The sequence below is a fragment of the Sporosarcina sp. GTC18466 genome, from assembly GCF_055389225.1.
On sequence record NZ_AP044037.1, the window covers coordinates 2,204,027 to 2,230,114 of the forward strand.

A 26,088-nucleotide genomic window follows, 5' to 3' on the forward strand; every position below is an offset into this window, starting at 1 on the left:
GGTCCTCGTCATGCGGAACAGCTGGTCCATCTACATACACGATTTGAAGAGCCTCGGCCGCAACTGGGTGGCCGCGGTCATCATCGGCGGCCTGATTTTCCTGCCGTCCCTTTACGCATGGCTGAATATTTTTGCGTCCTGGGATCCATATGCGAACACGGATCAGCTGCCAGTCGCCATTGTCAATGAAGATAAAGGGGCCGAGGTCCGTGACGAAGACATCAACGTCGGCGGCAAACTGGTCGATACGCTGAAGGGCAACCGGTCGATGGACTGGCATTTCACCACGCGGGAAACCGCGATGGAAGGGATCGAGTACGGTGATTACTTTGCAGTGCTGATCATCCCGGAGGACTTCTCGGAGCGTCTTGCGACGGTTGTCTCCGGCAATCCGCAGAAATCCGAAATTGATTACTATGTGAATGAAAAACTGAATTCCATCGCGCCGAAGATCACGGAAAAAGGGGCGAGCGTCATCGTCCAGAATGTCAGCAGTGAGTTTGTCGGGACGGTGAATGAAGTTATCTTTGATCAATTCAACAAGCTTGGCATCGAGATCGAAAAGGACCTGCCGGACATCGAGCGGTTCGAGGACTATGTCTTTGAAATAGAGGAGAAGCTTCCGGGCATATATAGCACGCTTGTCGGAACGAGAGGGGACGCAAAAGAGGCGCGTCAGCTGGTGCGGAAAGCGCAGCTCGCCTTGCCTGGCGCAAGACAGACGGTTTCAGAAGGACTCGGGACGATCGACCGGACACTCGGTTATCTAAACACGGCGGAAGCGCGGCTGGATGAGATGGCGCCTTCGATCCGCAAAGACCTCGAGACCGCACAGCGTATCTCAAAAGAAGTGAATGACTTTTTCAAGAGGGCGGGCTCCGTCCAGATTGATTTCACAGAACTGGATAATGCGAAAACACAGGTAGACGCCAAAATGACAGATGCCATCGGGAAAGTCGGCGCCGTCCAGGAGGATCTTGTCTGGCTGAAAGGGTTCGTGGATCAAGACGCCGCGGAGAGCGAGGGGCCTCCGGCAGATCCGGCGCGGGCTGAGCGCGTGCAAGCGGCGATTGAGCGTACCGCGGACTTGAAGCGGCTGATGGAAGAAGCGCAGCGCAACGCCCGCTCGCTCAGTGACCTGCTCAAGGGCAGGCAGCAGCAGCTTGAGGATGCGATTGCGGACATCCAGGACATCTCCGGAAATGTATCCGTCAAGCTCGACCGATTCGCCCGGGATTACAGCGAAACGATTGAGCCGACCATCCGGGCAGAGGTGAAACGCGCGAAAGGCACCTTGCAGAAAGGCCGCACGACTCTGACCGAAATCCAAACAGCGCTGCCGGAAGCGGAACGGATTGTAACCAGCACATCGGCACATCTCGCAGATGGGCAGACATCGATTGACAGTGCACTTGCCAAATATCCGGTCATCGCTGAAAAGATACAGGTGCTGGCAGACCGTATCCGCGCCGTACAGGGTGAAACCGATATCAACCAGATCATCGCACTGCTCCGCAACAATCCGGAAGCGGAGCGTGGGTTCTTCGAAGAGCCGATCGTACTTAACGAAAACAAGCTATTCCCAATCAAAAACTACGGTACTGGCATGACGCCGTTTTACACGGTGCTGTCGACGTGGGTCGGATGCCTCCTGCTCATCTCCCTGCTTGCGACGGAACCGCATGCACTGCAGGCGACGCCGAAGGAGATCTATGTCGGGAAGTTCCTGACATTCGCTTCCATCGGTCTTGCACAGACGCTGATTGTCACGCTCGGCGACCTGTTCATCCTGAAAGTGGAGGTGAACAACCCGGCCATGTTTGTCCTGTTCGGGCTGTTCATCAGTCTCGTATTCATGACGATCGTCTACACGTTCGTCTCGCTATTCGGCAACATCGGCAAGGCAATGGCGATCGTCATGCTCGTCTTGCAGATTGCAGGATCCGGAGGAACATACCCGGTCATGCTGCTGCCGAAGTTTTTCCAGGCGATCAATCCTGGCCTGCCGTTCACGTACGCCATCGACCTGATGCGCGAAGCGGTCGGCGGCATCGTCTGGCAACGGGTGAGAGCCGATCTCCTTTTCTTGGTTGTGACAGCGGTCGTCGTGTTCCTGGCTGGAATTCTGTTCAAAGATTTCATCAACCGGAAGACGCAGCAGACGCTCGAGAAATCGAAGGAGTCGGGCCTGTTCCATTGATTTGAGGAAATACGATTAGGGCAGCGCCATTCGGGGAACAACAAGAAGGAGAGACTTTACGAAAGGGAGTGTTTCCATGAAGGAGAACAAACAGCCGCACGAAACGCTGACAGACAAGAACAACGGACTGAAGGATGCACAGGAAGTTCTCTATGCCAAGGATTTTAAGCGCGCGGATAACGCAGCGAAAAACGATAACGGCAACAACAAGCCGCAGAAATGACGAAAACAGCCGCAGGCCCTTGAGGTCTGCGGCTTTCGTCTGTCTATTCACCTACAGTGCGGTGGATGAATTCTTGTATTTTTGCTCCGTATTCTTCGGTGATGTTGTCATAGGCTTTAGTATGGCCCGCATCCGGCACGATCCATAGCTCTTTCTCACCGCCTGCCGCCTCGTACAGCTCATTTGCCATCGACGTCGGCACAAGATCATCCGAATTGCCGTGGATGATGAGTAATGGCAATTTATTCTTCTTCACCTGTTCAAGCGCTGACGCTTCCGTGAACGTGTAGCCAGCGCGCACTTTCGACACGATGCTTGTCACTTCCAGCAGCGGGAATGCCGGCAGATTGTAGATGGACTTCAGCTGATGCGCAAGCTCTGTCTTAACGGTGCTGTATGCGCTATCCGCTACAATCGCCTTCACCTCAGGCGGCAACTCTTCGCCGCTCGTCATCAGCACCGTCGCCGCCCCCATCGAATTACCGTGGAGCACAATCTGCTTTGCCTGGTGCTCGTCTATCAGATGCTGGATCCAATCCTTATAGTCAAGGCGGTCGTGCCAGCCATACCCGATATAATCGCCTTCACTCTTCCCGTGACCCCGTGCATCCGGCAACAGCACATCATAGCCCATATCGGCATATAACTTTGCCAGCTTGCCCATGTCGTCGCCCGTGTTTCGGAAGCCGTGCGCCAAGATGACAGCTTTGCCGGCCGGAGTTTCATTAGGAATGAACTGCGCCTTCAGCTTCAGTCCATCATATGAAGTCATTTCGATTGTTTCTCGGTTCTGCGCGTCGTACCAATCCTTCGATTCCTGCAGCAGCTTCTGGTCACCTTCGCTCGCCGCCGCATTCACGGCCGCGGCTTCCCGGTGAAGTTCTACTTCCGTCCCGCGCTTGACGCCTTGATTATAAAAATAATTTCCCGCCACCAGCAGCGCAATCAGCAAAATACCGACGACCGCCCCAGCAGCGATTCCAATTTTCCGATTCATCCCGATTCCCCCTTTATTTCATCATATCATCAGTAAGGGCAGAATAGGACAGCCATTTTCCAAAATTCGGACATGCGTAGAGGGTTGGTCCTTGCAGCGCAAATGAAGCAATCATCGAAGTAAGCAATCCAGGCTGCAAATAAAGCAATCACCTCACTAAACGAAGCAACCTGGCAGCCAATCGGAGCAATCATGGCTGAAAACGAAGCAACCCGGCCGCCGAACGAAGCAACACGCACGCCAAACGAAGCAATGCCGATCTCGTTCGAGGTAATTTCTATTGCAAAAGTGTGGCTGTCATGAAGCAATCGGAGAAAATGGATGGTCAAGTGCATGCAGCGCGAAGGAAGAGCGGCCCGTATCGCCGGGTCGTCCCGCGAATAGGGCAGCACCGTGCTAGAAGTAAGCAATCCAGACTGCAAATGAAGCAATCACCTCACTAAACGAAGCAACCCGGCCGCCAATCGGAGCAATCATGGCTGAAAACGAAGCAACGCGGCCGCCGAACGAAGCAACACGCACTCCAAACGAAGCAATCCATCCACGGTAACATGCAAGAAAACAGGCACCTGCTCAGGTGCCTGTTTTCGCTTAAAAATCGATATGGTCCGGATCCGGGCCGATGCGTTTGTCTTCATTCAGCGCGTCGATCCGCTGCATCTCTTCAGGCGACAGTTCGAAATCGAACACGTCCGCATTCTCGATGATGCGGTTTTCGTTGATGGACTTTGGAATGGTCACGACGCCGTTCTGCAAGTCCCAGCGGATGATCACTTGTGCGACAGACTTGCCGTGGGCGGCCGCGATTTCGGACAGCACCGGATGGTCCAGCAGCTGGCCTTGCGCAAGCGGCGACCAAGCCTCCAGCCGGATGTTGCGTTCCTTGCAGAAATCTTTGACTTCCTGCTGTGTTAATTGTGGATGGTACTCGACCTGATTGACCATCGGCACCACATTCGCATCGCGCAGCAAATCTTCGAGGTGATGCACTTTGAAGTTGCTGACGCCGATTGCCCGGACTTTTTCGTCCTGATAGAGAGATTCCAGCGCACGCCAAGTGTCTTTGTACTTTCCTTTGACCGGCCAGTGGATGAGATACAGATCCAAGTAGTCAAGGCCGAGTTTCTGCAGGCTTGTTTCATACGCCTCGAATGTCTGCTTGAACCCTTGGTCGCTATTCCAAACTTTTGATGTGATGAACAAGTCTTCGCGCGTCAATCCATTTTCCTCGATCGCTTCCCGGATCGCCTGTCCGACGCCTTCTTCGTTTTTGTAGACAGCCGCCGTATCGATGCTGCGGTATCCGTTTTTAATTGCAGTTTTCACTGCTTCCACCACTTCGGGACCTTCCTGGACTTTGAATACGCCGAGTCCGAGCCATGGCATTTCAACGCCGTTATGCAGCTCAACGCGGTCTTGCAAGTTTTTTGGCATTCTGCAACCTCCCATTTTCGATATCTTGCCTATCCTGTCCATCATCTCACAGGTTTATCAGAGGGTGCCGCTTTTGTGCTTGAAGGCAAGCTGACTTATTGCCTATTTTCAGAAAAGGGAATTTTTCATCAGAAACTTTTGTGATCTTGCCAGCGTAAGTGAGGAAGGTATTGAGAAGGAGGGGAACTGATGAAACAGATATGGCATTTCTGGCTGCTGCTGATCATCGCTGTTCTGCCGCTTGCCGCATGCTCGGATGAGACAGAGGCAGGATTGGCGGAGGAGGCCCCCGAAGAGGCGGCCGCAGCTGATGAACCGGCAGGAGGGAATCAGATACCGAAAGCTGCCAGGACCGTAGAAGAAATGATAGCACAGCCCGCAGGAGTATTGGTGGGGACCCATATGGACCCGGCCGTTGAGGCAGCGCGGTCTGTCAACTGGGTCAGCTACCACCGCTTCTACGAGGATGACTTCCGCGACATTGCGAGACAGGAAGCGGAGAGATACATGGCTGGCCATGAAGGAATGAGTGCGGACGATATTTACGATTATCTCGTTTATCAGCTCGGCTCCGGACAGTACAAGCCGCTTTATCAGGAGCTGGCTTCGTATGAACATGGGTATGTCATGCCGGAACTGCCGGACGGAAAGGATGAGATTGAGCAGGCGAAGGAGACTCGGACGAATGTTGTGGTGCTCATGGATGCGAGCGGCAGCATGAAGGCGGAGATCGACGGCACACCGAAAATGCAGCTCGCGAAGGAAGCGGTTGAGACATTCACAAGCGGGCTGGATGACGAAGTGCATGTCGCGCTTTTCGCTTACGGCCATAAAGGGGCAGGGACAAATACAGACAAGGCTTTATCCTGCGCCGCCATCGAGGAATTGTACCCGCTAAGCGCCTATGACAGTGAGTCCTTCCATCAGGCAATGGAGTCATTCGGTGCAAGCGGCTGGACTCCGCTCGCCGGTGCGATGGATCAGGCAGGAGATTATCTGGCTCCCTACAAGGAAGGATACCGCAATATCGTATACGTCGTCAGTGACGGGATTGAAACGTGCGACCAAGACCCCATCCAAGCGGCGAAGCGTCTCGGTACAGGGAATATTGAGGCGAAGCTTAATATCATTGGCTTTGATGTAGATGATGAAGGGCAGAGAGAATTGAAGAAAATCGCAGAAGCGGGCGGCGGGACATATACGACTGTCCAGAACAAAGAGCAGATCGACGGGGTGTTCATCAAAAAATGGCAGCCGAGCATGATGCAGGTCCTCAGCCAGCAGGGCGTCAAGCTGCACGAACTGGTCCATCAGAAGGAAGATTTGATCGCAATCTATGATCCGCTATCCAATCTTTCAACACGAGAAACGGCTCGTATATCTGACGCAGCCTATCATTTGCGAAACGAAAAACTTATTAGCGATGAAGTGGCGGATGAAGTGATTGAGCTAGCGAAACGGATGGGTGAACTGCGGGATACCGCCTTCCGTGAGTTGAAGGATCAAAAGAGTGAGGAAGCAGAGCAGGCGATGAAGGAAATCGATGAAGCAGTTGAGGCCTGGAAGTCGAAGTGGATGGATGAATTGAAAAAATGAACAAGAAGGAACGACCAGGCGGCTGAATGTACGCGCCTGGTTGTTCATTGCAGGAAATCGGATTCGTCTTTTGTGGGCTGCTTGGTATTTGTTTCCGAAAAGATATTGTCCGTGCTGGAGGGAGGCGGTGCCGCCAGCTGGCCGTTTTGGATCATCGTGATCAGGCGGTCGAGATCTTCCTTTGTGACAGGCTGTTTCTCTGGCCTTAACATGTATCCGAGCTGGCCGTTCGATTCCAGTGTCGCGTACTGGACATCCTCTATGGAAGAGATGCCTTTTTGGCGCATTCTGGATTCAAGCTGGTCGACAGTGAGCCGTAAGTGGCGCATCGTTTCGATTTGTAGCTTACTGTTTATAATGACGGGTTTGCTTTTTCCAGAGATAAGGGTTTCGGCTTTATCCATCTTAATGCTTATCCATTCAGCTGCAATGAGACAGAGCGTCAGGATGGCGGCATAGCCAAAGGTTGGCCAAAGCCCATGTCCGGTGACCGGCTGAATGAGCAACGTGCCGATTGCAATCATGATGATCGTCTGGGGAACTGTCATCTGCGAAATCGATTTCCGCCCACCAATCCGAAGCAGAGCAGTGCCGATAATGAAGATAAGTACCGTTTGCCAAATGTATTGCATATATTCAACTCCTTTTTCGTATTGTTCGTTAGGAATGAAAAGCTATACGTGGGACCTATGGCAAATTCGTGTATTTTCGAAAATCAGCTGTTTTTCCACCCGAAATCCTGTATATTAATGGTAGGTAGCGAGACTGCCATAGAGAGAGTGAAGGGGATTGAGTACCATACGGTTCAATTGGAAAAAGGTGTTGATTCTAATTGTCACGGTATTTTGCGTCGTTCAAGTCGCGGGCAGTTTCTTTTTCTATGACTTGGCCATCAAGAGAGGGCCGAAAGAGTTTTTGGAAGGTAATGCGGATCTCGAAGTGAAGGAAGAGACGCTGGAACTTTATTTAAATGGCGACTGGAAGCAATGGGTGAGAAACCAGAAATTCGAAACCATGCATTTGAAGTCGCGTGATGGGCTGGATCTGACCGGATACTACTTGCCTGCGGCGAAGCCGACAAATAAATTGGTGATTTTGACGCACGGCTATCTCGGCCATGCGAAACAGATGGGCCTGTTCGGGCAGTATTACCATAACGATTTGGGTTATAACATTTTCATGCCGGATGCACGGGGGCACGGATCGAGCGAAGGCGATTATTATGGCTTCGGCTGGCCGGACCGTCTCGATTTGATTGACTGGACGAATATGCTAGTCGCGAAGTTTGGGGCTGACACGGAAGTCGCGTATCATGGATTATCAATGGGAGCGGCGACCGTACTCATGGCGAGCGGCGAGAAGGACCTGCCGCGTCAGGTGGAGACGATTATCGCGGACAGTCCGTATCAGTCGGTGTACCAGCTATTTTCCTACCAGATGGACCGGATGTTTCACTTGCCGGCATTCCCGTTGCTCGACGGCACAAGCGTCGTAACGAAAATGCGCGCCGGCTACTCGCTTCGCGAAGCGAATGCCTTGAACGAAGTGAAGCGGACCCGCGTGCCGATCCTCTATATTCACGGGATGAGCGATACATTCGTTCCGACGGAGAATGCGGAAGAGCTATACAAAGAGACGGCGAGCGAGAAGGATATCCTTCTTGTGCCGAATGCGAATCACGGCGAAGCGTTTGCGCTTGCGGGTGATCAATATAAGAAAAAGCTCAATCAGTTCCTCGGTGAGCATTTTCCTGAAAAACGCCAGGCTTCCAAATAGGAGGCCCGGCGTTTTTTAGCGTTCCCCGCGTATGTCGCGCTTCACTTGTTCGGGATCGGTGTCGCTGTACTGCGCGCTCCCCTTGCCGCCTGTCTTTGCGATCAGCGCTTTCACTTCATTGTACGTCAAACCCGAATCTGCATTCTGCCTCTTGACTTCATTGATATTCGTGCCGGCAACCGTATAGTTCTTGTTTTGATCCAATGAAATGCGCCTCCTTTCGCCATATTGTCTGCCAGGATGGGTATTTTATTAGCGTAAGGCAGAATGTTTTCTGGAAAACCGGAGAGGGGAAACAGACAATAAGGAGGCTACCGATATGGATAAAACAATTTACATCGTGCGTCATTGTGAAGCGGAGGGGCAGTCGCCTCATGCCGATCTGACGGCGGAAGGCGTGCTTCAGGCGAATGAGCTGGCGGCTTTTTTTGAGGATAAGGACATCGATCGCATCATCACAAGCCCTTATTTGCGCGCACGCATGACGGCGGCGCCGATCGCGGAGAAGGCTGGGTTCCATTACGAAGAGGACAGCCGGCTGGCGGAACGGACCCTCAGCAGCCATGAATTCAAGGATTGGTTATTGAAATTGGAAGATACGTTCCTCGATATGAACTTGAAATACGAGGGGGGCGAATCATCCAATGAAGCATCAGCACGCGTCTGCGATGTGGTGGATGAACTGCCTGACGGCTCCCGTGTTGTTCTCGTGACGCATGGAAATCTGATGACGCTGCTGCTGCGCTGTTTCGATGAGCGGATCGGATTCCAGGAGTGGCAAGCGCTCACAAATCCGGATGTTTATGAAGTGGTGCAGACAGATGGTGAGTCGCGGATCCAGCGGGTATGGGGAAATGATGCTGCGGATGCAGGTGCTTGATCTATTTCAGAATATTGACATGCCTGCCGGTGATCTGGTAGGGTAGAAGCAATATTTGATGAAAGGGATGACGGGTGGACGATGATTAACTAATCTTATTTTCCGAAACGGCATGAATATGTTTGATTCGAACGGAAAACAGGATTAGTCTGTCCATTTATCGTCATCACTTTCACGCAGCGGCACCGCTCTGTCCCACTAGGGTTCTTTTTCCTATGGTTTTATTTCGCGTGCGCCGGATGACATGGATATTTGCGGGCAACAATCCTTCCGTTCTATTTTAACGGAGGGCTTTTTTGTGTCCTCTTAAATGGAGGAATGGATATGTTACTAGGTCATTTACAATCAATTGGCTATTCGATAGCAGATACAGCGATCTTTCAAGGAGTGACGGCTGAAATTCCGCTGGGCTCATGCATCGCACTGGTCGGGGCGAATGGGACGGGCAAGACGACGTTGCTGGAAATCATGGCAGGCGTGCGGAAGCAGACGGAAGGCTCGCTGCACTGGATCGGGAAACGTCCGTCCATTACTTATTTCAAACAGGTGGATGAAGACGCGGCACTTCGCGGCACAGCCGAAACCGGGCTGCATCGTTCACGATGGAATGTGGCAGGCCGGGATGATTACAAGGGGGCGAGCGGCGGCGAACGCATGAAGCTGCGGCTGTCCGATGCGCTGTCGGAGCAAAGCGAGCTGTACATGCTGGATGAACCGACCAACCATCTGGACGAAGGCGGTCTAAAAGAGTTGATCCGGGTCATCAAAGAAAAGGAAGCGACGTTCATCATCGTCTCGCATGACCGGCACTTCATTGACCAGGTGGCGGATCATGTGTTTGCGCTCGAGGATGGAAAGCTCACGGTGTACACTGGCAATTACACGGACTACCGGGCGAAACGGGCGCATGCACGCGACGTGCAGAGACACCAATATGACAAGCAGCAACGGAAAATCGCCATGGTGGAAGATCAGATTGCACAACTCTCCGAGTGGTCGGCAAAAGCACACCGGGAATCGACGAAAAAGGGCGGGGCGAAAGAGTATTTCCGGATGAAAGCGAAGAAAAAGGATGTACAGATCCGCTCCAAACGAAAACGGCTGGAGGCGGAACTGGCAAAGAACCGGATTGAGAAACCTGCTGAAGATATCACAGTATCGTTTGACGTGGAGGGCGCGAAGAAAAGGGGGAACCGTATTCTGGAGCTGCAGAAGACCGGCAAATCATACGGCGGCAGGATCCTGTTCAAGGACGTTTCGCTCACTGTACAAGCGGGGGAACGATTGGCACTGAGCGGCCCGAACGGATGCGGGAAATCGACATTGTTCAAAATGCTGCTCGGTGAAGAGTCAGGAGAGGGCGACATTTGGCTTTCGCCCGGGCTGTCCATTGGGTATATGAGCCAGACGACGGACGATCTGCCCGGCGATAAGGCCGTGGCAGCATTCTTCAACCCCATGACGTTTGCGGACCAGGGCCATGTGCGCACCCTGCTGGCAGGTCTCGGCCTCGACAGCCGGCACTGGAATTTGCCGATCGGCCAGCTGAGCCAAGGCGAGCGGGTGAAGATCAAGCTCATGCAGTTCATTCTGGAAGGGAAGGATCTGTTGCTCCTTGACGAACCGACCAACCATCTTGACCTGCCGTCGCGGGAGCAGCTCGAAAGCACGCTCGCCACATTTCCGGGCACGCTTCTCATTGCGTCCCATGACCGCTTTTTCGTCAGCAAGCTATCGAAAGGACTGCTGCTGTTTGACAAGGGGACTGTCCGGAAAGTGTTGGGCACTTTGGATGATCAGGAAGAACTGCCGGCCATAAATATGCGGCCTGCCCAGGATCGGCTTGTACTGGAGACACGGCTGCAAGCCATCTTAGGGGAGCTAAGCACCATCACCCCGGCCGATCCGAAATACGCGGAACTCGATCATGCCTTTCGCAACGTCAGCCGCGAACTGAGGGAACTGTAAAGGGATGACCCCTTCCTATTCGCCTGCCCGCCATGCCGTCACTGTTTTATTCCCCCTAAAGTCGGGCAAGTATGTAATGAATGGAAGTGCGCAATGGAACGGGCGGCTTTCTTCAATTTGGAAGGAGGCGGATCACTTGGATTTTGAGATAAAGCGGGTGACGCATCAGCAGGATCTGATCTCGTTCGCTTGGAATGATGTCGGAGGCTATTATTATGTGTACCGCGATGGAGAACAGTTATACGAAGGCACGGTGCCGGAGTTTACGGATGGGGATTTGCAGAAGGGGAAGCTGTATCATTATACGATTGAGCGGACGGTGAACAATGGTGTAACAGATGTCATCGCCATGCAGACGTCGGCGTTCTCTCCGGAAAAGAATGCGGATAATGTGCTGGAGACGCTCGTCATGACGACAATTGTGGCGAAGACCCAGATCGCATTGTCATGGGAGCGCATCCGGGATATTGAAGAATATGAGGTATTCCGCAATGGTGAGCTTGTCGGAACAGTGAAATCGAACCGGTACATTGACCGCGATATTCAAACGGACAAACCGTACGCCTACGCGATTCGTGCCAAAAGGCCGCTTGCCGAGTCGGATGAAAAGCTGAACATCATCAAGTCCGTGATGTCGAATGTCTATGATGTGCTGACGCCGACCGCTCAGCGGAAGGCCTCTACGGAGACGTTCACCATCATCAAGTGGATTGGTGCTCCGAATGAGTTGCTGCTGCCGGTGGATCAGCGTGAGCATGAACTCAAGAAAGTGGATCGATGGAAGTTCCGATACACGGCCTTTTTGCGTGATGAGTGGGTCATGAACCCGAATCTGCTGTCTCCGAACCATTACTTCACAGGGGATAACCGTGGATTTGATCCGGAGGGTGACAGTTTCAGGACGCGGGTCGATGTGGAGCTGGCTTATGATCTCGATCGGGCGCCGATGACCTTCACGAAAGAAGTAGGGCCATCTATCGCTTATAGTTACATGAAGAATTTTCGGGAGAAGCAGACGGCATCCGCGGACGGCATCCAATTTAAACGGCTGGATCATGGCAAGGAGGAGGCTGGATTCCTGATCGATCATTCCGTCGGAAACCCGCTCACGACGGCTCCTAATATTGACTATGAAGTGAAAGCGGTGTTGCGCCGGCATGGTACATTCGATCTGTCGGGGTATTTTGACCAAGCCCCGGATCATGAGATTTACCTGTCGCGCGGGGAAGAGGGCGTCTGGCAGCCTGTCCTGCAGACAGAGAGCGCCGGACTCGCCTTCATGTCGGACATCATCGCCTATAATTATTGGCGGTGCAGCAATTTTGAATAACGGATGATGCCCTGGCCGGCGGTTGCCAGGGTGTTTTTTTTTCGTGCAAGACGTCCCTTTTGACAAGGAGTTCTTCTTCCTGTACATTTATCTCGAATTCAAGACAATAGAATCGAGGGGGCAATGGATTAGCGATGAATCACGTATTTAAGAAAGGCGGGGCCAATCGGCCTGTCTTGCTGCTGCTCCATGGAACCGGCGGCAATGAAAAGGATCTGCTGCCGCTTGCCGGGCGGATTGATCCAGAGGCGTCTGTCCTGGGCGTTCGGGGAAATGTGCTGGAGAACGGGATGCCCCGCTTCTTTCGAAGGCTTGCTGAAGGGATTTTCGATGAAGAGGATCTCATCTGCCGGACTGGGGAACTGCATGCGTTCCTGGACGAAGCAGCATCGGAATATGGTTTTGACCGGAATAATATCGTGGCGGTCGGCTATTCAAACGGAGCGAACATCGCTGCGAGTCTGCTATTCCACTTTGCTGGCACATTACGCGGTGCCATCCTTCACCATCCCATGGTGCCAAGAAGAGGGATCGAGCTGCCTGGATTACAAGGCACGCAGGTGTTCATAACCGCCGGAACGGACGACCCCCTCTGTCCCCCGGAAGAGACAGAGGAACTCGCGATGCTGCTGAGTGAAGCAGGAGCAGAAACAGCCGTTCACTGGGAGCAGTCGGGCCACGCACTGACCATGTCGGAGGCAGCGGCCGCCGCCGGTTGGTATGCAAACCACTTTTCATAGGGAGAGAATTAACATGACAAACACAGTAGTCCTCTACTCGAGGAGTTGGCGGTCGACGGTCGTTTGAATGTCTAAATGGGTGTTCGAAGCGCATAAATGGTCGTTCAACTATCTAAATAGGCGTTCGAGGCACATAAATGGGCGTTTAAATGTCTAAATGGGCGTTCGAGGCACATAAATGGGCGTTCATTAGTCGTAAACGGGCGTTCACCCCTCAGCACCCAACACAAAACAGGCGGCCTGGAAGATTACTCTTCCCGGGCCGCCTGTTCTTTCGGCTGGCTTTGCAGCTGAATTCGGAATAACGTGCCGCGTCCCTTCTCGCTTTCCACGGAGATGGAGCCGCCGTGGAGCTGGACGAGCTGTTTGACGATTGACAGGCCGAGCCCGAATTCGCCGTACGGGTTTGTCGTGCGCGAGTCGATCGCTTTGTAGAAACGGTTCCAGATCTTCTCGACTTCGCCCGGATCCATGCCGATGCCGGTATCTTCGATTTCGATGAGCGTCATGCTGCCCTCTACCTTTCCACGCAGCCATACCGTGCCATTTTCCGTGAACTGGATGCTGTTCTTTGTGATATTGATCAACACCTGGGTGAGCCGGTCATAATCAGCCCATACCCGCACGGGGTCGTCTACTTTAACAACAATCCGGTCGCCGCGCTCCTCAGCGGCATCTTCCAGCTGCTCGCTGATGATTTCAAGCAATTCACGAAGATCGATATCCTGCTTCCATAACGTCACTTGATTGGAGCGGATTTTTTCGTAGTCCAGGTTTTCATTCACAAGCCGGATCAGGCGCATCGTTTCGCTGCTGGCGAGCCCGAGTGCTCGCTCCTTCTCCGATTCCGAGATCATGTCGCTTCGCAGGCCGTCGAGGATGCCGCGGATTGTTGTGAGCGGCGTCCGTAATTCATGCGAAACGTCAGCCATAAATTGCCGCCTTCGATTTTCGAGCGATTCGATCTCATCCATAGATGCACCAAGTTTTGCGACCATGCTGTTGAAGTCGCCTGCGAGTTCTCCGATTTCGTCAGTCCCTGGTGCAGGAATTCGCACGGAGTAATCACCTTCAGATACGGCGGCGGTCGCGTCCCGCAGCCGTTTGATGCGCCTGCCGTGCAGCCGTGACAGCAGGCCGCTGAGCAGAAGGGAAGCGAGAAGCGCAAGTCCCATGGCGTACAGGACGTAGCTGTTCAGTTCGGAAATGAGCTCGCGCGATCCCTTCAGCGGCGAGGTAAGCAAGACGCCGCCTCCGAACCGTCCCTCATGGAAATACGGAAGGAGGGCGAAAGTGACGGCTTGGTTGAAACGCTTATATTCCTGCTTCACAGTGATCGCCTTGCCGTTTTGCAGCTCCCGCCACTCCGCATCGTCCAGTTCAATCAGCGGCGTCTTCAGTCCGGTGGAATAGATGATCTTCGAGTTCTCATCGAACAGGCTGTACTGGATATCTCGGCCGCCGAGCACATGTCCGTATGACTGAAGCACCAACCGTGAGTTGCTGCCTGTCTCAAGGTCTGCAAGGATGGAAGAGCCGTAAGACATCAGCTCTTCGGTTTTATTTTCATAAACAAAATTGCGGGCGAAACTCGCGAACAGCAGGCTGAGGATGATGAAGGCGATGACAATGACGCCGAGATGGCTTGCGAGCTGCTGGTAGAAGTATTTGATTCTCATCCGCCGGCGCCTTCCGTCTCATCAAATCTGTAGCCTACGCCCCACACTGTATGGAAAAAGGGCTGTCCCTCTGTCTGTACTTTGGAGCGGAGCCGCTTGATATGCACGTCAACGGTCCGGTCGTCTCCGTAAAAGTCATAGCCCCATACCCGGTCGAGCAGCTGCTCCCGCGAAAAAACCTGTCTCGGATGCTGGATGAAAAACTGAAGCAGTTCGAATTCTTTCGGCGTCAGATTCGGCACGGGATTGCCGTCCAGCAATACTTCCCGCGTTGCCGGATTCAACCGGAAATGTCTCGTCGTAATCCATTCCGTATCCTCCGCTTCCTCCTGCCGGCCGCTGTATCTGCGCGTCACTGCCCGAATGCGGGCCATGAGCGCAAGCGGGCTGAACGGTTTAGTCACGTAGTCGTCCGCTCCCATCTCAAGGCCGAGGACCTGGTCGGATTCGCTGTCCTTCGCGGTCAGCATGATGATCGGCACATCGACCTTCTCTTGCCGGAGCTTCCGGCAGATCGACACGCCGTCCATACCGGGCAGCATCCAGTCGATGATCAGGCAGTCCCACGGCTCCGCCTTTGCCCGTTCATACCCCGCAAGGCCGTCCATCTCAAACGCCCCTTCGATCTTCTCTTTCTCAAAAAACAGGCCGATCATGGCCGACACGCTTTCATTGTCTTCGATGACGAGGATTTTCATGGCCTAGTCCTCCCTGCGATCGTGTTAGGAAAAGTATACCGGAAGTTAGACGCGTAAACACCTCTACCGCTTCTTCGATAGAGGTGTTCCCAGTCTGTTATTTCATGTCCGAGTTGCTTGTCAGAGTCAGTTCGACATTCTGCTTCTGGTTGTCGCGGTATATGGTCAAGGTCGCCTTATCGCCAATCTTCAAGTCTGAATACAGCACTTTCCGGAGATCCATCGAGTTTGTGATCTCCTTGCCGTTGATTGCGGTGATGACGTCTTGTTCCTTCATGCCGGCTTTCGCTGCAGCTGAGTTCGGATCGACGCTTGTCACCATGACGCCGCCTTTCACTTCTTCCGGCAAGTTCTGAACATACATATACGGCACGTTTGCGAGATCAGCAAGACCGACTCCCATATACGGGCGTTCAATCTTTCCTGACTTCATGATCTGATCCACGAGAGGGAGGACATCATTGCTTGGGATCGCAAAGCCGAGTCCCTCCACCCCGCTTTCCGCAATTTTCAAGCTGTTGATGCCGATGACCTGGCCTTCTGCGTTGAATAAACCGCCGCCGCTATTGCCGGGGTTGATGGCTGCATCCGTCTGGATAACATCCATTTTCCAGGTGCCCGCAGAGGTTTTCACGTCAATGGAACGGGCAGGCGAGCTGATGATCCCTTGCGTTACCGTCCCTGAAAAGTCAAGGCCGAGCGGATTGCCGATTGCGACAACGGAATCTCCTGCCCGCACTTGATCGGAGTTGCCGAATTCAAGCACTGTGTCCGCATACTTTTTGTCGATCTTGATGACAGCGAGATCTGTGAGCGCATCGCTTCCGACAAGCTCCGCATCCGCTTTCTGACCGTCCGCCATCGTGACCTCAAGCTTGGAAGCCCCTTCGATGACGTGGTTGTTTGTCACGATATAGGCGGAAGCCTCGTCCTTTTTGAAGACGACCCCGGAACCCGTGCCGTACTCGCGAGTTTCAGACTGTCCTGCGAACCGGTTGCCCGCTGATTGAAAGTTGGTGATCCCGACGATCCCTTTAGAAGCCGATTCGACCATATCCGAAAGAGAGAGCGGTGTTGAAGCGGATGTCTGAAGGATATTGGAGGCGCTTTGCCCGCTTTGGGATGAAGAGAGCACATTTGATGTCTGCGCACTAGCATCTTGCTGCAGCAGATCCGTATTTGCCACAACCCCAAGTGTCAAAGCCGAACCGACGACGCCTGCCCCGATCGTTGAAACAAATTTTTTTGCAAATCCCATATTGCATGTCTCCTTTGTGTATGTTGTTGTCTTCATTGTAAAAGCAAATTATGAACAAATTATTACCGGAGAATGAACAAATGGTTAATGTAAGTGAGAGAGAAAACGATTAGAAAACTGAACAACTAAAAAACTTGAAACTATTTATATAGTCAGATAGAATGAAGTTGTGAAATGTAAGCGATTACAGTCAGAATAAGGGGAGTACTGCAGACATAAGGTGGCGTTGTGTGCAAAGAGCACTTTACAATAGCAATTCAAAAGGGAAAGGGAGGAATTCAATCATGGTACAAGCAGTAGAGAATCACGTATATGCGTTTCCGAACACGGAAGGGGCGAAGGTGAACTTCAAGGAGCGGTACGATAACTATATCGGCGGCAAGTGGACAGCTCCTGCGAAAGGGCAGTATTTCGACAATCCGACGCCTGTGACAGGAAAAGTGTTCACGCAAGTGGCGCGTTCGACGGCAGAAGATATTGAACTGGCACTTGACGCGGCGTATGCGGCGAAGGATGCCTGGGGGAAGACATCCGTCACAGAGCGTGCGAACATCCTGCTGAAAATCGCGGACCGAATGGAAGAGAATCTTGAAATGCTGGCAGTCGCGGAGACATGGGAGAACGGAAAAGCGGTGCGTGAGACGCTGAATGCCGATCTGCCCCTCGCGATCGATCATTTCCGTTATTTCGCATCGGCGATCCGCGCGCAGGAGGGCGGCGTCAGCCAGATCGACAACAATACGGTCGCCTACCATTTCCATGAGCCGATCGGCGTTGTGGGCCAGATCATTCCGTGGAACTTCCCACTCCTCATGGCGGTCTGGAAGCTGGCGCCTGCGCTTGCAGCAGGGAACTGCGTCGTCTTGAAGCCTGCGGAGCAGACGCCGGCGTCCATCCTGGTGCTCATGGAGCTGATCGAGGATCTGCTGCCTGCAGGTGTCGTCAATATCGTCAATGGCTTCGGCCTGGAAGCGGGCAAGCCGCTCGCTCAAAGCCCGCGCATCGGCAAGGTCGCGTTCACTGGTGAGACGACGACGGGCCGCCTGATCATGCAATACGCGTCCCAGAACTTGATCCCTGTGACGCTTGAGCTTGGCGGCAAGTCGCCGAATATCTTCTTTGAGGATGTCATGGCGGAAGATGATTCGTTCCTTGATAAGGCGGTCGAAGGGTTTGTCATGTTTGCGCTGAATCAGGGTGAAGTTTGTACATGCCCTTCCCGCGCACTCATCCAGGAATCGATTTATGATAAATTCATGGAACGCGCCATTGAACGCGTAAAAGCCATCAAGACAGGTAATCCGCTCGATCCGACAGTCATGATGGGTGCGCAGGCGTCGACAGAGCAGATGGAAAAAATCCTTTCCTACCTCGACATCGGCAAACAGGAAGGCGCGGAATGTCTCACGGGAGGCGAGCGCAACGAACTGGACGGCGAGCTGAAGGACGGCTACTATATCAAGCCGACCGTCTTTAAGGGCAATAATAAGATGCGTATCTTCCAAGAAGAGATCTTCGGGCCGGTCGTATCTGTCACGACGTTCAAAACGAAGGAAGAGGCGCTGGAAATCGCTAACGATACATTGTATGGACTTGGTGCAGGCGTCTGGACGCGCGACATGAACACGGCATACCGGTTCGGCCGCGGCATCGAGGCGGGCCGCGTCTGGACGAACTGCTACCATGCGTATCCAGCACACGCAGCGTTCGGAGGCTACAAAGCTTCCGGAATCGGGCGTGAGAACCACTTGCAGATGCTGTCCCACTATCAGCAGACAAAGAACATGCTCGTCAGCTACAGTGAAGAGAAGCAGGGCTTCTTCTGATCCTTATTCACGGAAGAAAGGAGATGGATGAATGCCAGAGCGCGTACTCGCAACGGACGCTGCGCTTGAGCTCATTGAATCGCTGAAGACAAAGCACGGCCCCCTCATGTTTCACCAATCAGGGGGCTGCTGCGACGGCTCTTCCCCGATGTGCTACCCGGACGGCGATCTGATCATCGGTGATCAGGACGTCCGGCTCGGGGAAATCGGCGGAGTTCCGTTCTATATGCATAAGAATCAGTTCGACTATTGGAAGCATACCCAGCTGATCATCGATGTGGTGGATGGCCGGGGCGGCATGTTTTCCCTGGAAGGGGTGGAAGGAAAGCGGTTCCTGACAAGGTCGCGGGCTTTCACGAAAGAGGAGAATGAGCAGCTTCAAGAAATTGCTGGGACATAAACATGCCAGTCCTGTCATGTCCAGATTCTGTTTTCAAAGATGGGCGGACAGATGAATGCTGTGTAAGTAAATTAAAAAATCACCAGGAACTGGCTGTGCTTGCGTAAAGCTTGCCGTCTCTGGTGATTTCTGTCTTTGGAAACCACGTTGTCGTATGATCGCAGTCAAATGAACTTTTTACGCTGTTCGGGCGACGGCAGCATGCAGGCCTCTTCCTGTTTGCCGAACCATTTATAACGGTTCCTGGCAATGAAATCATAGACGCCGTCACGAATCTGCCGTGGAACGAGTATAAATAGGAAGAGCAGATGCCAGAGGCCGTCCAGCTTTTTCGCGATGCGAAGGGCTGCTGAAGATTTCGTATAGGCCTTTCCGTTCTCAATGAGGACGATGCTGTCGACGTCGTCAGGAATATCGTACTCTTTCCTATATTTTTCTCCTGTTTCACTTTGTAAAGAAGAGAACAGGAAGTGGTTCGCAGGGTCGCGCTTGATGATGAATTGGACGCTGGAGTTGCAGAAATTACATTCGCCGTCAAAGAGGACAATCCGTTTCATATCCATCTTACCTCCTTATGTACCCTTTCTTTTACTATAGCCGAAACCGGGCTGCCTGAAACGGAATGGACTCTCTCAATTCCCTTACTGAACTATGAATACACTTGGAAAGTAGGGAATATAGTAGTTTACTCGTCCCACCTTCAGGTTAAAGACAAGTAAGAAAATCGTTGTTCAGTCCCTTTTTGCCATGGAGTACTGAAAAGGAGGATGCTGGCGTGGAATGGATGCCGGTTGATCGGGCAGAGATGGAGCTGCGGCAGGATTTGGATTACATGGCTTCTTTGGACATGGTCGGAGAGGGCGCCCCTGTACATTATACTGGGGGAGGTCCCTCAATCAGACGGCCGGAGCAAGACGGATTTGAGGAACAGGAATTGCCGCCGGCGTATCAGTAGGCTGGCCGGAACAGAAAAACGTGCAGACGGGCGTTGCGTCTGCACGTTTTTGTATGAGTCTCTTTACAGCACATCCTCCAGACGGTTTGTCATCGTAATATGGACTGCAGGGTGCAGGGGAGTATAGAGCTCAGCTCCAGCTCCGCCAATGTAAAAGTCGATGTCCGGTTCTGCTGCAGCAAATTCATCCAGCTCCTGAAGAAGGCCAGGATCTTTTTCAAATGGCATCGTGGTCGTGGCGGATAGCAGAACTTTGTCAGGCCGCAGCCGTTTGACGAGCGACTGGATGGCGCCCGGCGCGGGAGACGCACCGACAAGCACAGTCTTGTACCCTCTCATGATACTTTGCAGCGATACGATGTGCAGCGGCAGTTCATGGCGTTCTTCCGGCAGGCAGGCAGCGAGCAGCATCGGCGCTTCTTCCCGGAATGTATGGCTCCGGCGGATCTGTACGAGGAAATCACGCACAACAATGCTGGAGACGGACTCCTGGTATTCGTTCCATTCCCCGGTTTCCCAGCGCCTTCCGACTTCTTTCAGGAAGGGGATGATGACCGTCTCAAGAAACGGTTCCAAACCTAGCAGCAGATAAGCATTTTGCAGCTGGACCGACAGTTCAAGCTCATCACAATTCGTGCCGGCAAGCAGAAGTTTGCCGATCATCTGTTCATTCCCTTGGCTGCGGGCCGCAAAATCTGGACGATTGACAGGCAGAGGGGTTCCTATCTTCTGCTTCGCAAGTTCCGCGGCCTGCCGGATAGTGAATCCCTGCTCTGACAGCGTCTTCACTTGCCGCAGAAGCTGCAGATCGGCCTCGCTGTAGATCCGGTATCCGTTGTCCAGCCGCTTGGGGGCGACAAGGCTGTACCGCTCTTCCCATTTCCGTATCACTTGCCTGGAGAGTCCCGTGGCGTCAGCTGCCTGTTTGATTGTATAGATGCCATGCGACATGGACGCACACTCTCCCCTCTCATTTTATCTATAAGTATAAAACAATTTGCAGGCCTGTACAATGCTCGTTGTATAACCTTTGTGATATGCTCCTACTAAACAATGGGGGAGTTGGTTGGATGAAAGGCCTACGAATCCTCGCTGCCGGCCTGTTTTCCGGGCTGCTGCTGGCGGGAGTGCTGAAAGCGGCGGAGGTGTTGACAGGGCACAGGGTCTACACGCTGCTGCTGAATGTTGATTACATCCCTGTTCTCAAAGAGTTCCAATTCTCAGAGGGCGTGGAAGTATCTTTCCATCTGATCGTCTCCGTGCTTCTCTGTTTTTGCCTATATGCCGCCATACGGCATTTTAAGATCAGGCATGCGTTGTTATTCTGCATGGTCGTGAATGTGATAATCGCCGGATGCCTTTACCCGGTCACCGCCCTGTCGGACAGGACGCCGCCCCTTTCCAGCATCCCTTCGATCGCCATTTGGACGGGCTGCCATCTAGTATACGGGCTGGCTGTGGGCCTTCTTCTGGCAGCTGTACAGGAAGAAAAAGCCGATTACGTTGTACAAACATTTGACAAACAGGACAACCTTCCGCGATAATTAGGTAACAATGACTAGGGAATGGGGCGAATACAGTGGTGCTAGGATTGTTTCGGAAACAGAGCGGAATGGCGGTCCAGAACATGGACGTGGGACATAATGACCAGGCGTTGACGATCGATTTGCCTGGATATCCAGATTTGCAGGGACAACTGCAGATGATCGGTTTCGGACAGGCAGACTTACATAGATTACAGACATACGGGACATTCGTGGAAGCGGGCATTGATGAAGTGGTGACAGTTTTCTATGACCATGTCTTAGCGGTTCCGTCACTGCGCCGATTGATCGAAGAGAGGACCAAGGTGGAGTACCTGAAGAAAGTGGTCGGCGACTATATTGCCGGAATGTTTGACGGGGTCCTTGACGGGGATGCAATCCGCAAGAAAGAGAAATTGGCGAGGATCCATTTCCAAATGGGCGTTGAGCCGAAATGGTATATCGGTGTCTTCAAACAGATTGAAGAGACTCTTCTCCGTCTGATCGCCGCCCACCTGAAGTCGGCGGACGAAAAGGAACTGGCTGCCAAAACAATTGGCAAGTTGATCAACCTTGAAATGCAGATCGTCCTGGAAGAGTATGAAAAACAGAATGTGAAGATACGCGAGGAGCAGTATGAGCGTGTGAAAGGGGAGTTGAAAGGGAAGATTTCCTCTATCAGCGAAAGTCTTGCAGACCTGACAGTTGAAACGAATGCCTTAGCCGAACAGGCGGAAGGCAATATACAGGAAATCCATAGCAGGATCCACGCAAGTGTGGAAGGTATGGACGCCATCAGCCGCTTTGCAGGGCTGGGCAGACGGAAAGTGGAGGAGCTCAATGAACAGATGGGGCTGATCGGAGAGGGCACGCAGCGTGTTGGCGGGATCACGGATGATTTGAAGCGTTCGTCCGATGAAATCTTTGCGATCATCCGTCTCGTCAAGCAGATCGCAGAGCAGACGAATCTCCTGGCCCTCAACGCGTCCATTGAAGCGGCGAGAGCGGGCGACGCCGGCAAAGGTTTTTCAGTCGTCGCGCAGGAAGTGCGGAATCTCGCAGAGCAGTCGAAACGGTCAGTGGAAGAGATCACAGGGCTGATCCACACATCGACCGACCTGGCGGAACAGGCAGTCATGGCGATTTCGGACGTCGGTGAAGGGGTCCGGTCAGGGCTTGCCAAATCAGAGGAATCCAAATTGAAGTTCGATAAGATCCTTGAGGCGATCGAGGAGAATTCCTCGCACATCGGCCACGTGGAATCTGATGTCGATGCACTCGTGCATGTCTTCACTGAAATTGGCGAGGGCACGAAAAGGGTGTCTGCCACCGCGGATGATCTGCACCGTGCCGCGGTCGACTTATAAGAAGGGGGATCTATATGTTTCTGGCATGGAATGAAATCAGGAAAAACAAGCTGCGTTTCATCCTCATCACAGGGGTTCTGTTCCTGGTCGCCTATCTGGTATTCTTCCTGTCCGGACTCGCCTCGGGGCTGCAGGCGATGAACCGGGAAGCGGTCGATAAATGGAAGGCGGACGCAGTCATCTTGACGGAAGAGGCGGATAAAAGCCTTTATCAGTCTTCGATGGATATCGGGGCGGCAGACGGCATCCAGGCGGATGAAACCGCGGTGCTCAGCCAGCTGAGCGCCATCGCGGGGAATGGCAAGGATAAAAAGAATGTCTCGCTGTTCGGCATCCGTCCGGATGAATTCCTCATGCCGGACGTATCGGAAGGAGATGCCTTCCAGCACGAGGGCGAAGTGATTGCAGGTGAATCGCTGAAAGACGAGGGTTTTTCAATTGGCGACCAATTGAATATCTCTTCGTCCGATGAGGTGCTGACGATCACGGGCTTTACAAAACAAGCGCGCTTCAATGCGGCGCCTGTCCTCTATATGGATCAAGACACATTTAACAAGGTGAAATACGGAGAGGCGGCTGGGTCCGGAGCCAATCAGATCAATGCAGTTGTCATTAAATCGGGAGCGCTTGATCAGGTGACGGGTGATGATTCACTGGAAGTGATACCGTCTGAGACCTTTATCAAAAAGCTGCCGGGCTACTCGGAGCAGAATCTTACATTGAAGTTCATGATCTATTTTCTGTTCATCATCTCGTCTGTCATCGTGGCGATTTTCCTATATGTGCTGACGGTGCAGAAGATCAGCATGTTCGGCATCATGAAAGCGGAAGGGATCTCGAATCTGTATCTGGCAAGATCGGTCATCGCCCAGACATTCCTGCTCGCGTTTGCAGGCGTGCTGGCGGGATTCGTGCTCGCCCTTGTGACCGGTTCCTTCCTTCCGGCGGCTGTGCCGGTTTCATTCGCCATACCGACCTTGTTGCTTTACGGGGCGGTGCTCGTCATTGTGGCGATAGCAGGAGCGGTCTTCTCTGTCTGGACGATTGTCCGCATTGATCCGCTGAAAGCGATTGGGGGTTAAAGTGATGACAGTGCTTGAATTACGGAATGTGCGAAAGACGTTCGGCAAGGGAAGGACGGAAGTCGAGGCGTTGAAGGAGACGGATTTCAAGGCATCCAGAGGGGAAATGATTGCGATCATCGGGCCTTCCGGTTCAGGGAAAAGCACGTTCCTGACCATTGCCGGCGGGCTGTTGACCCCGTCATCCGGAGAGGTGATCGTCAATGGCAAAACAATTTCCGGTATGTCCGAGAAAGACTTATCGGGCGTCCGGCTGCAGGAGATCGGCTTCATTCTGCAGGCTTCGAATCTGATCCCTTTCCTGACGGTCAGCCAGCAGATGAAACTGCTGGACCAAGTAAAGAAGGGGAACATGGAAAAAGCGGAGCTGGCGAAACTGTATGACGAGCTCGGGATCGGGGAATTGCTGAAGAAATATCCATCCGATCTGTCGGGCGGCGAGCGCCAGCGGGTGGCCATCGCCAAAGCGTTATACTCCAATCCGTCCGTACTTCTGGCGGATGAGCCGACCGCTTCCCTCGACTCGGACCGTGCGTACGAAGTGATGGAGCTGCTGAAAGACGAGACGAAAAAGAAGAATACGACGACATTGGTTGTGACGCATGATACGAGGCTGACAACCTATTGTGACCACGTATATAAGATGACGGACGGTGTCTTGCGACAGGAATGACACCATCCGGATAGGAGGATGCCATGACGACGATTGTTTGGTTCCGCCGTGACCTGCGGCTGCATGATCATCCAGCACTCGCTGAAGCTTGTGCGCGGGGTGCGGTCATCCCGGTGTTCATCTGGACGCCGGATGACGAAAAGGAATGCAAAGGACGGGCAAGGTCGAATTGGTGGCTCGGCAAGTCGCTTCAAGGCTTTGAGCGGACCCTTGAAGGCAAAGGCATTCAGCTGGTGGTCCGAAAAGGCAGAAGCGTCGAAGTGCTCGCATCGATTGCCAGAGAGACCGGAGCGGATGCGGTCTATTTCAATGAAAGTGACGAACCTGCTGTGCGGCTGCGTGACGAAGAGACCGCGGACCTTCTGGCGGCGGCCGGGCTTGAGGCATGTTCGTTCCCGGGCAGCATGCTGTTTGAACCGCATGTGATTCTGACGAAGAAAGGCGAGCCGTACAAGGTGTTTACGGCTTATTGGAAACGGGGGCTGGAGGAGACGGTTTCAGCACCTTATCCAGCGCCTGCCTCGCTGCAGGGGATTCACCGAAAGATGTCGTCTCTGCAGCCGGAAGAGCTCGGACTCTGTCCCGGAAAAGCTGGAATGGGGCTGCTGGAAGAGGCATGGGAGCCAGGCGAGGATGAAGGCATCCGCCGCTGGGAACACTTCATGGAGCGGAATCTGTACAGATACGGCAGTAAGCGTGACTTCCTGGCGCCCGTCGAGTCTTCCGCTTCCGAGCTGTCACCCTATATTGCGTCAGGCGACCTGAGTGTGCGGGCCCTTTGGCATTCCGCACGGTCAGCAGCTGAGGAGAGTCCTGCTGACAGTTCCTCCGTCCATGCATTCTTGCGACAGCTTGTATGGCGTGAGTTTGCCCATTACTCGCTCTACTGGTTTCCGGGTATGCTCAAAACCGTCATGCAGCCGCGTTTCCAGGCGTTTCCCTGGCTTGATACGCCTGGGCACCTGGAAAGCTGGCAGCAAGGCAAGACCGGCTACCCTCTTGTGGACGCGGGCATGCGGCAGCTCGAGCATACCGGGTTCATCCATAATCGGGCGCGCCTCATCGCGGCCTCGTTCCTCGTAAAGGATCTGCTGATATCCTGGACAGAGGGGGCCGCATGGTTCGAGCGGATGCTTGTGGACTTCGATGCGGCAAACAATGCGATGGGCTGGCAATGGGCAGCCGGGACGGGATTTGACGCAGCTCCCTATTTCCGGATCTTCAATCCTGTGACGCAAAGCAAAAAATTCGATCCGGCAGGCGCTTACATCCGGCAATGGCTGCCTGAACTGGCCGGACTTCCTGATCTGTATATACATGAGCCGTGGAAAGCTCCCGGTGCAGTCCTGCAGCAGGCGGGCGTGCAGCTAGGAGAAACGTATCCTGCTCGGCTCGTGGATCATGCCAAAGCGAGGGAACGGGCGCTGCATGTCTATCACTCACTGCGCAGAAGCGACCCGGGAACCGATTAAATCATTGTGCA

Annotated in this window: 26 protein-coding genes; 16 read left to right on the plus strand and 10 right to left on the minus strand. The window is 53.3% G+C overall.

Features of this window, described 5'->3' with window-relative positions:
• Window positions 1–10: 10 nt before the first annotated feature.
• Both ACZ5FK_RS10775 and ACZ5FK_RS10780 read left to right on the plus strand, forming a co-directional pair.
• Complete coding sequence (locus tag ACZ5FK_RS10775) at window positions 11–2,200, plus strand: YhgE/Pip domain-containing protein (RefSeq protein ID WP_464804909.1); 2,190 nt, start codon at window positions 11–13, stop codon at window positions 2,198–2,200.
• 76 nt (window positions 2,201–2,276) lie between these two features.
• Window positions 2,277–2,423, plus strand: coding sequence for a YfhE family protein (locus tag ACZ5FK_RS10780; RefSeq protein ID WP_464804910.1), 147 nt, complete (start codon window positions 2,277–2,279; stop codon window positions 2,421–2,423).
• A 43-nt stretch (window positions 2,424–2,466) separates the two neighbouring features.
• Here ACZ5FK_RS10780 and ACZ5FK_RS10785 read toward each other — a convergent pair whose 3' ends face one another.
• The 3 genes from ACZ5FK_RS10785 to ACZ5FK_RS10795 form a co-directional block, all read right to left on the minus strand.
• Complete coding sequence (locus ACZ5FK_RS10785; protein ID WP_464804911.1) at window positions 2,467–3,420, minus strand: alpha/beta hydrolase; 954 nt, start codon at window positions 3,418–3,420, stop codon at window positions 2,467–2,469.
• A gap of 29 nt (window positions 3,421–3,449) precedes the next feature.
• Window positions 3,450–3,842: a hypothetical protein gene (locus ACZ5FK_RS10790; protein ID WP_464804912.1), complete on the minus strand. Its 393-nt coding sequence runs from the start codon at window positions 3,840–3,842 to the stop codon at window positions 3,450–3,452.
• Window positions 3,843–4,011: 169 nt separating this feature from the next.
• A complete protein-coding gene (locus ACZ5FK_RS10795) occupies window positions 4,012–4,854 on the minus strand; it encodes an aldo/keto reductase (RefSeq protein WP_464804913.1) in 843 nt (280 codons plus the stop codon).
• Window positions 4,855–5,043: 189 nt separating this feature from the next.
• Between ACZ5FK_RS10795 and ACZ5FK_RS10800 the strand changes: the two genes are divergently transcribed.
• Entirely contained in the window at window positions 5,044–6,450 is a 1,407-nt protein-coding gene (locus ACZ5FK_RS10800) for a vWA domain-containing protein (protein WP_464804914.1), read from the plus strand.
• A 44-nt stretch (window positions 6,451–6,494) separates the two neighbouring features.
• Here ACZ5FK_RS10800 and ACZ5FK_RS10805 read toward each other — a convergent pair whose 3' ends face one another.
• Window positions 6,495–7,082 carry a DUF421 domain-containing protein gene (locus ACZ5FK_RS10805; protein ID WP_464804915.1) on the minus strand — a complete coding sequence of 196 codons (588 nt, stop codon included), beginning with the start codon at window positions 7,080–7,082 and terminating at the stop codon, window positions 6,495–6,497.
• Window positions 7,083–7,239: 157 nt separating this feature from the next.
• On the opposite strand from ACZ5FK_RS10805, the gene ACZ5FK_RS10810 reads away from it, so the two are divergent.
• On the plus strand, window positions 7,240–8,226 hold the full coding sequence (locus ACZ5FK_RS10810) for an alpha/beta hydrolase (RefSeq protein WP_464804916.1): 987 nt from the start codon (window positions 7,240–7,242) through the stop codon (window positions 8,224–8,226).
• Window positions 8,227–8,241: 15 nt separating this feature from the next.
• Here ACZ5FK_RS10810 and ACZ5FK_RS10815 read toward each other — a convergent pair whose 3' ends face one another.
• Entirely contained in the window at window positions 8,242–8,436 is a 195-nt protein-coding gene (locus ACZ5FK_RS10815) for a gamma-type small acid-soluble spore protein (protein WP_464807419.1), read from the minus strand.
• A 109-nt stretch (window positions 8,437–8,545) separates the two neighbouring features.
• On the opposite strand from ACZ5FK_RS10815, the gene ACZ5FK_RS10820 reads away from it, so the two are divergent.
• The 4 genes from ACZ5FK_RS10820 to ACZ5FK_RS10835 all read left to right on the plus strand — a co-directional run bounded on the left by ACZ5FK_RS10820 (window position 8,546) and on the right by ACZ5FK_RS10835 (window position 13,144).
• The gene (locus tag ACZ5FK_RS10820) at window positions 8,546–9,106 is read left to right on the plus strand and encodes a histidine phosphatase family protein (protein WP_464804917.1); all 561 of its coding nucleotides are present in this window, start codon (window positions 8,546–8,548) and stop codon (window positions 9,104–9,106) included.
• A gap of 324 nt (window positions 9,107–9,430) precedes the next feature.
• Window positions 9,431–11,074: a ribosomal protection-like ABC-F family protein gene (gene abc-f / locus ACZ5FK_RS10825; protein ID WP_464804918.1), complete on the plus strand. Its 1,644-nt coding sequence runs from the start codon at window positions 9,431–9,433 to the stop codon at window positions 11,072–11,074.
• A 136-nt stretch (window positions 11,075–11,210) separates the two neighbouring features.
• Window positions 11,211–12,404, plus strand: a complete 1,194-nt coding sequence (locus tag ACZ5FK_RS10830; RefSeq protein WP_464804919.1) for a DUF3238 domain-containing protein — start codon at window positions 11,211–11,213, stop codon at window positions 12,402–12,404.
• 134 nt (window positions 12,405–12,538) lie between these two features.
• Window positions 12,539–13,144: an alpha/beta hydrolase gene (locus ACZ5FK_RS10835; protein WP_464804920.1), complete on the plus strand. Its 606-nt coding sequence runs from the start codon at window positions 12,539–12,541 to the stop codon at window positions 13,142–13,144.
• A 248-nt stretch (window positions 13,145–13,392) separates the two neighbouring features.
• Here the strand turns inward: ACZ5FK_RS10835 and ACZ5FK_RS10840 are convergent, their stop codons facing one another.
• The 3 genes from ACZ5FK_RS10840 to ACZ5FK_RS10850 all read right to left on the minus strand — a co-directional run bounded on the left by ACZ5FK_RS10840 (window position 13,393) and on the right by ACZ5FK_RS10850 (window position 16,779).
• Complete coding sequence (locus ACZ5FK_RS10840) at window positions 13,393–14,823, minus strand: sensor histidine kinase (protein ID WP_464804921.1); 1,431 nt, start codon at window positions 14,821–14,823, stop codon at window positions 13,393–13,395.
• Window positions 14,820–15,521 carry a winged helix-turn-helix domain-containing protein gene (locus ACZ5FK_RS10845; RefSeq protein WP_464804922.1) on the minus strand — a complete coding sequence of 234 codons (702 nt, stop codon included), beginning with the start codon at window positions 15,519–15,521 and terminating at the stop codon, window positions 14,820–14,822. Before ACZ5FK_RS10845 ends, ACZ5FK_RS10840 begins: the two co-directional genes overlap by 4 nt.
• 97 nt (window positions 15,522–15,618) lie before the next feature.
• Window positions 15,619–16,779 carry a S1C family serine protease gene (locus ACZ5FK_RS10850; protein ID WP_464804923.1) on the minus strand — a complete coding sequence of 387 codons (1,161 nt, stop codon included), beginning with the start codon at window positions 16,777–16,779 and terminating at the stop codon, window positions 15,619–15,621.
• Window positions 16,780–17,063: 284 nt separating this feature from the next.
• Between ACZ5FK_RS10850 and adh the strand changes: the two genes are divergently transcribed.
• Window positions 17,064–18,605 carry an aldehyde dehydrogenase gene (gene adh / locus ACZ5FK_RS10855; RefSeq protein ID WP_464804924.1) on the plus strand — a complete coding sequence of 514 codons (1,542 nt, stop codon included), beginning with the start codon at window positions 17,064–17,066 and terminating at the stop codon, window positions 18,603–18,605.
• A gap of 31 nt (window positions 18,606–18,636) precedes the next feature.
• On the plus strand, window positions 18,637–19,005 hold the full coding sequence (locus tag ACZ5FK_RS10860; protein ID WP_464804925.1) for a DUF779 domain-containing protein: 369 nt from the start codon (window positions 18,637–18,639) through the stop codon (window positions 19,003–19,005).
• Between the two features lie 164 nt (window positions 19,006–19,169).
• On the opposite strand, the gene ACZ5FK_RS10865 is transcribed toward ACZ5FK_RS10860, so the two are convergent.
• A complete protein-coding gene (locus ACZ5FK_RS10865) occupies window positions 19,170–19,562 on the minus strand; it encodes a thiol-disulfide oxidoreductase DCC family protein (RefSeq protein ID WP_464804926.1) in 393 nt (130 codons plus the stop codon).
• A 218-nt stretch (window positions 19,563–19,780) separates the two neighbouring features.
• Here ACZ5FK_RS10865 and ACZ5FK_RS10870 point away from each other — a divergent pair, with 218 nt between their 5' ends.
• Window positions 19,781–19,960 (plus strand): hypothetical protein, encoded by a 180-nt coding sequence (locus ACZ5FK_RS10870; RefSeq protein WP_464807466.1) that lies wholly within the window; start codon window positions 19,781–19,783, stop codon window positions 19,958–19,960.
• 63 nt (window positions 19,961–20,023) lie between these two features.
• Here ACZ5FK_RS10870 and ACZ5FK_RS10875 read toward each other — a convergent pair whose 3' ends face one another.
• The gene (locus ACZ5FK_RS10875) at window positions 20,024–20,911 is read right to left on the minus strand and encodes a MerR family transcriptional regulator (RefSeq protein ID WP_464804927.1); all 888 of its coding nucleotides are present in this window, start codon (window positions 20,909–20,911) and stop codon (window positions 20,024–20,026) included.
• A gap of 119 nt (window positions 20,912–21,030) precedes the next feature.
• Between ACZ5FK_RS10875 and ACZ5FK_RS10880 the strand changes: the two genes are divergently transcribed.
• The 5 genes from ACZ5FK_RS10880 to ACZ5FK_RS10900 are packed head-to-tail and all read left to right on the plus strand — an operon-like array spanning window position 21,031 to window position 26,077.
• The gene (locus tag ACZ5FK_RS10880; RefSeq protein ID WP_464804928.1) at window positions 21,031–21,504 is read left to right on the plus strand and encodes a hypothetical protein; all 474 of its coding nucleotides are present in this window, start codon (window positions 21,031–21,033) and stop codon (window positions 21,502–21,504) included.
• A gap of 38 nt (window positions 21,505–21,542) precedes the next feature.
• Complete coding sequence (locus ACZ5FK_RS10885) at window positions 21,543–22,850, plus strand: protoglobin domain-containing protein (protein WP_464804929.1); 1,308 nt, start codon at window positions 21,543–21,545, stop codon at window positions 22,848–22,850.
• A gap of 14 nt (window positions 22,851–22,864) precedes the next feature.
• Entirely contained in the window at window positions 22,865–23,932 is a 1,068-nt protein-coding gene (locus tag ACZ5FK_RS10890) for an ABC transporter permease (RefSeq protein WP_464804930.1), read from the plus strand.
• Between the two features lie 4 nt (window positions 23,933–23,936).
• The gene (locus tag ACZ5FK_RS10895; protein ID WP_464804931.1) at window positions 23,937–24,605 is read left to right on the plus strand and encodes an ABC transporter ATP-binding protein; all 669 of its coding nucleotides are present in this window, start codon (window positions 23,937–23,939) and stop codon (window positions 24,603–24,605) included.
• 23 nt (window positions 24,606–24,628) lie between these two features.
• Entirely contained in the window at window positions 24,629–26,077 is a 1,449-nt protein-coding gene (locus ACZ5FK_RS10900; protein ID WP_464804932.1) for a cryptochrome/photolyase family protein, read from the plus strand.
• Window positions 26,078–26,088 lie beyond the last annotated feature (11 nt).